Origin of the sequence: Rhodoferax sp., from assembly GCF_014859475.1 — a bacterium.
Lineage (GTDB): Bacteria > Pseudomonadota > Gammaproteobacteria > Burkholderiales > Burkholderiaceae_C > Rhodoferax.
The window spans coordinates 1-10506 of record NZ_JACUUE010000085.1; the positions used below are offsets into that span (position 1 = coordinate 1).

The window sequence follows — 10506 nt, forward strand, 5'->3', positions numbered from 1 at the left end:
CTTCACTTCGTTCGCAATGACGGGGCTGGGGTTCGCAATGACGGGGCTGTTCATGGAAAGCGTAGCGTGGCGATCCATGTCTTTCGGCTGCTTGCGCCGGCTTGCTAAACATTTGTATAAAATGTTTAGCAATTTCAAACACTGCCATGCGATTTTCTGAGCTCAAACTATCGTCCCAAACGGCCTATGCTGAGCTGCTTGAGCAAACTCGTTCATTTGAAATGACCAACGCACTGGCTGGGCTTAAAGGCAGCTTTCAAAAGCTGGAGCGCAAGGGGAGGTCCTATTGGTATTTTGCTTACCGGGACACGGACCAAAAAACCAGAATGGCCTACGTTGGGCCTGATGAAGCCAGAGTAAAAATGCTCGTCGCCCGGTTTGCCGAAATTCGTCAGGACAAACCGCTTGTGCCGGCCGCTCGCTCGGCTATGGCTTTGGGATGCACGCCAGTTGCGCCAAAGCATTTCCGAATCATCAAGCGCCTTGCCGAATACGGCTTCTTCCGGGCTGGCGGCATTCTGATTGGCACCCATGCCTTTCTGGCACTTGGCAATGTGCTGGGTGTTCGTTGGCTCGATGGTGCGGCAACACTGGATGTCGATTTTGCACATGCCGGGCGAAATGTCTCAGTGGCGCTGCCCGCGTCGATCAAGCTGGATGTTCACGGCGCGCTTGAATCCCTTGAAATGGGCTTGCTGCCCATCATGCAATTTAACGGTTTGGCGGGCGCGCAGTATCGCAACCCCAAAGACCAGGAGCTGCGCATAGATTTTGTCACCAGCATGACCAGGGGCAACAAGCCCGTCGTGCTGCCCGACCTTAACCTGGCGCTCGAACCTCTGAAATTCATGGAGTTTTCGCTCGAGCAGACCACGCAAGGCTGCGTATTTGCCAACGCAGGCGCTTGTGTGGTCAAGCTGCCGGCGCCGGAGAGGTTTGCGGTTCACAAGCTCATCGTTTACGGTGAGCGCCCGGTCAGCGAGCGCGTCAAATCCAAAAAAGACCTCTTGCAGGCCGCGAGTTTGGCCAGCTATTTCTCTGAAAACGAACAGGCAGACGTGTTCAACGCAGCTTGGCGCGACGCCTTGACGCGTGGCAAAGGCTGGCAACGGCGCGCCCTTCAGGGGCGCGACGCCTTGATCCGCATGGCGCCTGACTTGGCCAACCCAAAGCTATGGCTGCAGTAGCAGTCAGGCAAGATCACGCGTCCGCGATTCATGGATGCACTGCTTTGTAAATGACCAAGTTCATTCAACCTGAAAGACCCCCATGACCCCCGACGACACCGTGATTGCTGACACCCGCGCCTGGCTGGAGCGCGCCGTGATCGGCCTGAACCTGTGCCCGTTTGCCAAAAGCGTGCACGTCAAGGGGCAGGTGCATTACGCGGTGAGCCATGCCACCAGTTGGCAAGACTTGCTGGCTAACCTGATCACCGAACTCAAAGACCTGGCCGCTATCGAGCCACAAGTGCGCGACACCACGCTGCTGATCGCGCCTGAGTGTCTGCACGACTTTCTGGATTTCAACGACTTCCTGGCTGAAGCTGACCGGGCGCTGGAAAACCTGGCGCTTGATGGCGTGCTGCAAATTGCCTCGCTGCACCCGCGCTACCAGTTTGCCGGCACGGCTGAGGACGACATCACCAACTTTACCAACCGCTCGCCTTACCCCACGCTGCACCTGCTGCGCGAAGACAGCATCGACCGCGCGGTGGCGGCGTTTCCCAACCCCGAGTCGATTTTCGAGGTCAACATGCAGACCATGGAACGCCTGGGGCTGGAAGGCTGGGCGGCGCTCAAGGTGGATCGCACCGCGCCGCCCGTGGCATCATCACCCCATGACACACCCAAAACCTGAACACGCCCCGCGCGCCAAGCCAGCACTCAAGCCAGCAGCCAAGTCACCGCTGACGCTGGCCGACGACATTCGCCCCGGGCAGTCCATCGAACTGCTCAAGGAGCTGCACATCCTGACGCGCGACGGCAAGCTCAACCAGGACTCGCGGCGCAAGCTCAAGCAGGTGTATCACCTCTACCAGTTCATCGAAAAACTGCTGCTTGAGTTGGCTGATCAGCCCTCCGGCATCACGCTGGCCGACCACGGCGCCGGCAAGTCTTACCTGGGCTTCATCCTGTACGACCTGTTCTTCAAGCAGCAGGCGCAGGGGCACATTTATGGCATCGAGACACGCCCGGAGCTGGTGCAAAAATCGCGCGAACTGGCCCAGCGGCTGGGCTTTGATCGCATGTCATTTCTGAACCTCACGGTGGCCGAGTCGGCGCAATCGGACCAGTTGCCCGCGCGCATCGACGTGGTCACGGCGCTGCATGCCTGCGACACCGCCACCGACGACGCGATTGCCTTCGGCCTGCAAAAACAGGCGCGCTTCATGGTGCTGGTGCCGTGTTGTCAGGCTGAGGTGGCGCGCGTGCTGAGCCAGCACAAGGCGCTGTCGCTCTCGCGCACGCCGCTGTCCGAGCTGTGGCGCCACCCCCTGCACACGCGCGAGATGGGCAGCCAGATCACCAACGTGCTGCGCTGCCTGTATCTGGAAGCCTGCGGCTACCAGGTCACGGTGACCGAGCTGGTGGGTTGGGAGCACAGCCTGAAAAACGAGCTCATCATCGCCCGCCACACCGGCCGACAAAAGCGTGCCGCCGCCGAGCGCCTGCGCGCTTTGCTGGCTGAATTTGGCTTGACAGACCTGCTTCACACGCGCTTTACAGCGCTGCCTGACAATTCAACCCTTGCGCTCGCCCCTGCCTGAGCCAGTTGTCGAGGTAATCCATGCGAGATGAATGAAGGAAATGACCATGAAGCAAATGATGAAAAACAGTCTTTTGGCGCTGTCCGTCAGCCTGTTGGTGGCCTGTGCCAGCAGCAGTCCGGACGTGATTCAGCGCGGTGATACCCAACGGCTATCACAAGTTCAGGACGGTGTGGTGTTGTCGGTTCGCAACGTGGTGGTGGACGGCAGCCAAAGCGGTGTGGGGGCTGCTGTGGGCGGCGTAACCGGTGCGGTGGCAGGTGCCACACGCGGCGGCTCCAGTGCTGAGAGCAATGTGATCGGCTTGCTTGTGGGCGTGGCGGGTGCTGTTGCGGGTAACACCATCGAACGCATGGCCACCCGCGAAGATGCGGTCGAGGTACTGGTGCAGCTCAAGGGCGGTGAGCGCCGCGCCGTGGTGCAAGCCAAAGGTGAGCAAACCCTGCAGCCTGGCGATGCGGTGATCCTGGTCACGACGGGCGGCAAGGTCCGGATTGCCAAAGCGCCCAGGTAACTGAAGACGAGCGAAACAAACACGCATGGCCCGCCAACCGCGTCTGTCTCTCCCCGGTTACCCGCACCATGTGATTCAGCGCGGTAACAACAAGCAAGCTATTTTTGCCACGGCAGCCGACTACCGCAGGCTGCTCGAACTGCTGGAAGAAAACGCCAAAAAGTTCGACGTGGCGCTGCATGCCTATGTGCTGATGAGCAACCACTTTCACCTGCTGGCCACGCCGCAGACGGCCGACGGCTTGACCAAAATGATGCAGGCGCTGGGGCGCAGCTATGTGCGCTATTTCAACGACACGCAAAAGCGCAGCGGCACCTTGTGGGAGGGGCGCTTCAAGTCCACCCTGATCCAGACCGAGCGCTACCTGCTGGCCTGCATGGCCTACATCGACCTCAATCCGGTGCGGGCTGGTTTGGTTGCGCAGCCGCAGGACTACCCGTGGTCGAGCCATTTGCACTATCTGGGTGCGCGCCCGGACCGCCTGATCACGCCGCATGCACTCTTTTGGGCGCTTGGTAACACGCCGTTTGACCGCGAAGCAGCCTACGCCGAATTGGTGCAAAGCGGCCTCAACCCGGTGCAGCAAGCGGCCATCACGCAGGCAACCCTGAGCGGCTGGGCCCTGGGCGAAGCGGATTTTGTGGCCGATTTGCAAAAAAGAACCGAACGGCGCCTTGCCAAAGTGGGCGCTGGCCGGCCGTTTTCTGTCAATAAACCAGCCAATAAATAGACTTGCGTTGGCTTCAGGCCAAGGTATTTTTGCTATATTGTTTGATCTGTCCCCAATTATTTTGTGAAATGTGATTTTAAAAAATAATTGGAATCTGACCCCAATTAGTTTGTTTGGCATGGATGCTGCGTTGCGGTAAAGTCTTCATCTTTGATATTTACAGGAGCGCTCATGACGACGGCAGCCGAGATCAAGTATCTCCAGGACAAGGGTTTGTATTCAGCAGCGCAAGAGCACGATGCTTGCGGCGTGGGTTTTGTGGCGCACATCAAGGGTGTCAAGTCGCATGACATCGTCAACAACGCGCTCAAGATTCTTGAAAACCTCGACCACCGGGGCGCCGTGGGCGCCGACAAGCTGATGGGCGACGGCGCCGGCATTTTGATCCAGCTGCCCGATGCGCTGTACCGCGAAGAGATGGCAGCGCTTGGTGTTACCTTGCCGCCACCCGGCGAGTATGGTGTTGGCATGGTCTTCTTGCCCAAGGAGCACGCCAGCCGCCTGGCGTGCGAGCAGGAGCTCGAGCGCGCCGTCAAGATCGAAGGCCAGGTGCTGCTGGGTTGGCGCGATGTGCCGGTCAACCGCGACATGCCAATGTCGCCCACGGTGCGCGCCAAAGAGCCAATCCTGCGCCAGCTTTTCATTGGCCGTGGCAACGACGTGATCGTGCAGGATGCGCTCGAGCGCAAGCTGTATGTGATCCGCAAGACCGCCAGCGCGCACATCCAGGCGCTCAGGCTCAAGCACAGCAAAGAGTATTACGTGCCCAGCATGTCGAGCCGCACCGTGATTTACAAGGGCTTGCTGCTGGCCGACCAGGTGGGCACCTATTACCTGGATTTGCAGGACCCGCGCTGCACCTCGGCGCTGGGTCTGGTGCACCAGCGTTTTTCCACCAACACCTTCCCGGAATGGCCGCTGGCCCACCCCTACCGCTACGTGGCACACAACGGCGAAATCAACACCGTCAAGGGCAACTACAACTGGATGAAGGCGCGCGAAGGCGTGATGAGTTCGCCGGTGCTGGGTGCCGACCTGCAAAAGCTTTACCCCATCAGCTTTCCCGACCAGTCCGATACCGCCACCTTCGACAACTGTCTTGAGCTGCTGACCATGGCCGGCTACTCGCTGGCGCAGGCGGTGATGATGATGATTCCCGAGCCCTGGGAGCAAAAACCGGGCATGAGCGAGCGCCGTCGCGCCTTTTATGAATACCACGCGCCCATGATGGAGCCGTGGGACGGCCCGGCCAGCATCGTGTTCACCGATGGCCGCCAGATTGGCGCCACGCTCGACCGCAACGGCCTGCGCCCATCGCGCTACTGCATCACCGACGACGACCTGGTGGTGATGGCCTCCGAGTCGGGCGTGCTGCCCTTCCCCGAGAACCAGATCGTGCGCAAATGGCGCCTGCAGCCCGGCAAGATGTTCCTGATCGACCTGGAACAGGGCCGCATGATCGACGACGAAGAGCTCAAGAGCGGCCTGGCCAACAGCAAGCCCTACAAGCAGTGGATCGAGAACCTGCGCATTCGCCTCGACGACGTGCAAGGCGGCGGCGAGCCCGCCAGCGCTGCCGAGTCCGAGAGCAATCTGCTCGACCGGCAACAGGCGTTTGGCTTTACCCAGGAAGACCTCAAGTTCCTGATGGCACCGATGGCCGCCAACGGCGAAGAAGCCGTCGGCTCGATGGGCAACGACAGCCCGCTGGCAGTCTTGAGCGATAAAAACAAGCCGCTCTACAACTACTTCAAGCAGTTGTTCGCGCAGGTGACCAACCCGCCGATCGATCCGATCCGCGAAGCCATCGTGATGAGTCTGGTGTCGTTTGTCGGCCCCAAGCCCAACCTGCTCGACATCAACCAGGTCAACCCGCCGATGCGGCTCGAAGTGAGCCAGCCGGTGCTCAGCTTTGCCGACATGGCCAAGCTGCGCGACATCGAAAAATACACCCGCGGCAAGTTCCACAGCTACACGCTCGACATCACCTACCCACTGGCCTGGGGCCATGAGGGCGTTGAGGCCCAATTGGCCTCGCTGTGCGCCGAGGCGGTCGATGCCATCAAGGACGGCAACAACATCCTGATCATCAGCGACCGCGCCGTCAGCGCCAACCAGGTGGCGATTCCGGCGCTGCTGGCGCTCTCCGCCATCCACCAGCATCTGGTGCGCGAAGGCTTGCGCACCACCGCGGGGCTGGTGGTGGAAACCGGCACGGCGCGCGAGGTGCACCACTTTGCGGTGCTGGCCGGTTACGGCGCCGAGGCCGTGCACCCCTACCTGGCGATGGAAACACTGGCCAGCATCTGCAAAGACCTGCCCGGCGAGCTCAGTGCCGACAAGGCCATTGACAACTACGTCAAGGCGGTCGGCAAGGGACTAAGCAAGATCATGTCCAAGATGGGCGTGAGCACCTACATGAGTTATTGCGGCGCGCAGCTGTTCGAGGCCATCGGCCTGTCCAGCGCCACCATCGAGCAGTACTTTACCGGCACGCCGAGCCGGGTCGAGGGCATTGGCGTGTTCGAAATTGCCGAGGAGGCCATCCGCATGCACAAGGCCGCCTACGGCACCGACCCGGTGCTGGCCAACCGCCTCGATGCCGGTGGCGAATACGCCTGGCGCACCCGCGGCGAAGAGCACATGTGGACGCCCGATGCCATTGCCAAGCTGCAGCACAGCACACGCGCCAACAACTGGAATACCTACAAGGAATACGCCCAGATCATCAACGACCAGAACAAGCGCCACATGACGTTGCGCGGCCTGTTCGAGTTCAAGATCGACCCCGCCAAGGCGATTCCCCTCGATGAGGTCGAGCCCGCCAAAGAGATCGTCAAGCGCTTTGCCACCGGCGCCATGTCGCTGGGCGCCATTTCCACCGAGGCCCACGCCACGCTGGCCGTGGCCATGAACCGCATTGGCGGCAAAAGCAACACCGGCGAGGGTGGCGAAGACCCGCTGCGCTACCGCAACGAGCTCAAGGGCATCCCGATCAAGCAGGGGCAAACCATGTCTGACCTGCTCGGCAAAGACCTGTTCGAGGCGGATTACCCGCTGCAAGACGGCGACTCGATGCGCTCGCGCATCAAGCAGGTGGCCTCCGGGCGCTTTGGCGTTACGGCCGAGTACCTCAACAGCGCCGACCAGATCCAGATCAAGATGGCGCAGGGCGCCAAGCCGGGCGAAGGCGGCCAATTGCCGGGCGGCAAGGTGTCCGAGTACATCGGTCGGCTGCGCCACTCGGTGCCCGGTGTCGGCCTGATTTCGCCACCGCCGCACCACGACATTTATTCGATTGAAGACCTGGCGCAGCTCATTCACGACCTGAAAAACGTCGCCCCCAAGGCCGACATCAGCGTCAAGCTGGTGAGCGAGATCGGCGTCGGCACGATTGCTGCGGGTGTGGCCAAATGCAAGGCCGACCACGTGGTGATTGCCGGCCACGACGGTGGCACCGGCGCCTCGCCCTGGTCGTCCATCAAGCACGCCGGCAGCCCGTGGGAAATCGGCCTGGCCGAAACCCAGCAAACCCTGGTGCTCAACCGCCTGCGCAGCCGCATCCGCGTGCAGGCCGACGGCCAGATGAAAACCGGCCGCGACGTGGTGATTGGCGCGTTGCTGGGCGCTGACGAGTTCGGCTTTGCCACCGCGCCGCTGGTGGTGGAGGGCTGCATCATGATGCGCAAATGCCATCTCAACACCTGTCCGGTGGGTGTGGCCACGCAAGACCCGGCGCTGCGCAAGAAATTCTCGGGCAAGCCCGAGCATGTGGTGAACTATTTCTTTTTCATTGCCGAAGAAGCGCGCCAGATCATGGCGCAACTGGGCATCCGCAACTTCGACGACCTGATCGGCCGCTCTGATTTGCTCGACCAGCGCGCCGGGCTGGCGCACTGGAAAGCCAGCGGGCTGGACTTCAGCCGCCTGTTTGCGCAACCCGATGTGCCTGCCGATGTGGCGCGCTTTCAGTCCGAGACACAAGACCATGGCCTGCACAAGTCGCTCGATAATGTGCTGATCGCCAAATGCCGCAGCGCCATCGACACCGGCGAAAAAGTCAAGATCATGGAAGTGGCGCGCAACGTGAACCGCTCGGTGGGGGCCATGCTTTCGGGCGCGGTCACGCAAGTGCACCCGCAAGGGCTGCCCGACGACACCATCCGCATCCAGCTCGACGGCACTGGCGGCCAGTCGTTCGGCGCTTTTCTGTGCAACGGCATCACGCTGTCCTTGATTGGCGATGCCAATGACTACACCGGCAAGGGCCTCAGTGGCGGCCGGGTGGTGGTGCGCCCGAGCATTGATTTCCGCGGCGACGCCATCAGCAACACCATCGTCGGCAACACCGTGATGTTTGGCGCCACCAGTGGCGAGGCTTTCTTCAGCGGCGTGGCCGGCGAGCGCTTTGCCGTGCGCCTGTCGGGTGCCACCACCGTGGTCGAGGGCACCGGCGACCACGGCTGCGAATACATGACCGGCGGCACCGTGGCGGTGCTGGGCAAGACCGGGCGCAATTTTGCCGCCGGCATGAGCGGCGGCATTGCCTACGTCTATGACGAGGACGGCCAGTTTGCCAAGCGCTGCAACACCGCCATGGTCAGGCTGGAGAAAGTGCTCACGGCCGCAGAGCAGAAGGAGGCCATGGACGAGAGCCTGTGGCACCGTGGCCTGAGCGACGAAGCCCAGCTCAGGCAGCTGTTGGCCGACCACAATCGCTGGACCGGCAGCAAGCGCGCCCGCGAGCTGCTCGACAACTGGGACACCTCGCGCGCCAAATTCGTCAAGGTGTTCCCGATCGAGTACAAGCGCGCGCTTGGCGAAATTCATGCCAGAAAAGGGGCACAAGCCAAGGCCGAGCGGGCGCAGGCGGCGACCAAAAAAGAAGCCGTCCCGGCTAAATAAGTGGTGTCACAAGTCAGACGAACAGGAAAAACATCATGGGAAAAATTACCGGTTTCATGGAATACGAGCGCATCGAAGAGGGCTACAAGCCCGTGCCCGAGCGCCTGAAAAACTACAAGGAGTTCGTCATCGGGCTCGACGACCAGGCCGCCGCCACGCAAGCCGCGCGTTGCATGGACTGCGGCACGCCGTTTTGCAACAGCGGCTGTCCGGTCAATAACATCATTCCGGATTTCAACGATCTGGTCTATCACGGCGACTGGAAAGAAGCCATGGACGTGCTGCACAGCACCAACAACTTCCCCGAGTTCACCGGCCGCATTTGCCCGGCCCCGTGTGAAGCTGCCTGCACGCTCAACGTCAACCAGTTGCCGGTGGGCATCAAGAGCATCGAGCACGCCATCATCGATCGCGCCTGGGAGCACGGCTGGGTCACACCACAGCCCGCCAAAATCAAGACCGGCAAGCGCGTTGCCATCGTCGGCTCGGGCCCGGCCGGGCTGGCGGCGGCGCAGCAGCTCGCGCGCGTTGGCCATGAGGTCACGCTGTTCGAAAAGAATGACCGCTTGGGCGGCCTGCTGCGCTACGGCATTCCTGACTTCAAGATGGAAAAGTCGCACATCGACCGCCGCGTCGAGCAGCTCAAGGCGGAGGGCGTGATTGTGCGCACCGGGGTGCTGGTGGGCGAGATTGCGAAGGCCAGCAAAGTCACCAACTGGGCCAAGGACACGATTTCGCCGGTGTTTTTGCAGCAAGACTACGACGCCGTGTTGCTCGCCGGCGGTGCCGAGCAGTCGCGCGACCTGCCGGTACCCGGGCGCGAGCTCGACGGCATTCATTTCGCCATGGAATTTTTGCCGCAGCAAAACAAGGTCAACGCCGGCGACAAGCTCAAGAACCAGCTGTCTGCCTGCGGCAAGCACGTCATTGTGATTGGTGGCGGCGACACCGGCAGCGACTGCGTTGGCACCAGCAACCGCCAAGGCGCAGCCAGCGTGACCCAGTTCGAGGTCATGCCGCAGCCGCCAGCCGAGGAAAACCGGCCGCTGACCTGGCCCTACTGGCCCATGAAGCTGCGCACCAGCTCCAGCCACGACGAGGGCTGCGTGCGCGAGTTTGCCATTTCCACCAAGGAATTCATCGGCGAAAAAGGCAAGCTCAAGGGCTTGAAGACGGTGCTCGTCGAGTTCAAGGACGGCAAGATGGTCGAAATACCGGGCACCGGGAAAACCTACCCGGCCGACCTGGTGCTGCTGGCCATGGGGTTTGTCAATCCGGTAGCCACCGTGCTCGATGCCTTTGGTGTGGAAAAAGATGCCCGTGGCAATGCCAAAGCCAGCACCGAATTCAGCGGCGGCTACGCCACCAGCGTGCCCAAGGTGTTTGCCGCCGGCGACATGCGCCGTGGCCAAAGCCTGGTGGTGTGGGCTATCCGCGAAGGTCGCCAGGCCGCCCGCGCGGTCGATGAATTCCTGATGGGCTTCAGCGATTTGCCGCGCTGATGTAATGTTTAAGCGTCGGTCACGACAGACGCTTAGGTGTAATCCCTTATGATGGCGAGGCCGGGCATCCCCGGCCTTTTTTGTT

General features: G+C 61.4%; 7 protein-coding genes. All 7 read left to right on the top strand.

Annotated features, from left to right (window positions below):
- Positions 1-101: 101 nt before the first annotated feature.
- The 7 genes from IBX54_RS08865 (at position 102) to IBX54_RS08895 (ending at position 10421) form a co-directional block, all read left to right on the top strand.
- Positions 102-1187 carry a nucleotidyltransferase domain-containing protein gene (locus IBX54_RS08865; RefSeq protein WP_296542299.1) on the top strand — a complete coding sequence of 362 codons (1086 nt, stop codon included), beginning with the start codon at positions 102-104 and terminating at the stop codon, positions 1185-1187.
- 82 nt (positions 1188-1269) lie between these two features.
- Complete coding sequence (locus IBX54_RS08870; protein ID WP_296542300.1) at positions 1270-1860, top strand: DUF1415 domain-containing protein; 591 nt, start codon at positions 1270-1272, stop codon at positions 1858-1860.
- Positions 1841-2770 carry an SAM-dependent methyltransferase gene (locus IBX54_RS08875; protein WP_296542301.1) on the top strand — a complete coding sequence of 310 codons (930 nt, stop codon included), beginning with the start codon at positions 1841-1843 and terminating at the stop codon, positions 2768-2770. The genes IBX54_RS08870 and IBX54_RS08875 overlap by 20 nt, the downstream gene beginning before the upstream one ends.
- 46 nt (positions 2771-2816) lie before the next feature.
- Positions 2817-3284 (top strand): hypothetical protein, encoded by a 468-nt coding sequence (locus IBX54_RS08880; protein WP_296542302.1) that lies wholly within the window; start codon positions 2817-2819, stop codon positions 3282-3284.
- A 25-nt stretch (positions 3285-3309) separates the two neighbouring features.
- The gene (locus tag IBX54_RS08885; RefSeq protein WP_296542303.1) at positions 3310-4014 is read left to right on the top strand and encodes a transposase; all 705 of its coding nucleotides are present in this window, start codon (positions 3310-3312) and stop codon (positions 4012-4014) included.
- Positions 4015-4185: 171 nt separating this feature from the next.
- Entirely contained in the window at positions 4186-8919 is a 4734-nt protein-coding gene (locus tag IBX54_RS08890) for a glutamate synthase-related protein (RefSeq protein ID WP_296542304.1), read from the top strand.
- Positions 8920-8954: 35 nt separating this feature from the next.
- A complete protein-coding gene (locus IBX54_RS08895; RefSeq protein ID WP_296542305.1) occupies positions 8955-10421 on the top strand; it encodes a glutamate synthase subunit beta in 1467 nt (488 codons plus the stop codon).
- The last annotated feature ends 85 nt before the right edge of the window (positions 10422-10506 follow it).

Excerpts from the sequence above, each read along its gene's own strand:
- IBX54_RS08870 (WP_296542300.1), top strand. The coding sequence starts at position 1,270 with ATGACCCCCGACGACACCGTGATTGCTGACACCCGCGCCTGGCTGGAG.
- IBX54_RS08875 (WP_296542301.1), top strand. The coding sequence starts at position 1,841 with ATGACACACCCAAAACCTGAACACGCCCCGCGCGCCAAGCCAGCACTC.
- IBX54_RS08880 (WP_296542302.1), top strand. The coding sequence starts at position 2,817 with ATGAAGCAAATGATGAAAAACAGTCTTTTGGCGCTGTCCGTCAGCCTG.
- IBX54_RS08885 (WP_296542303.1), top strand. The coding sequence starts at position 3,310 with ATGGCCCGCCAACCGCGTCTGTCTCTCCCCGGTTACCCGCACCATGTG.
- IBX54_RS08890 (WP_296542304.1), top strand. The coding sequence starts at position 4,186 with ATGACGACGGCAGCCGAGATCAAGTATCTCCAGGACAAGGGTTTGTAT.
- IBX54_RS08895 (WP_296542305.1), top strand. The coding sequence starts at position 8,955 with ATGGGAAAAATTACCGGTTTCATGGAATACGAGCGCATCGAAGAGGGC.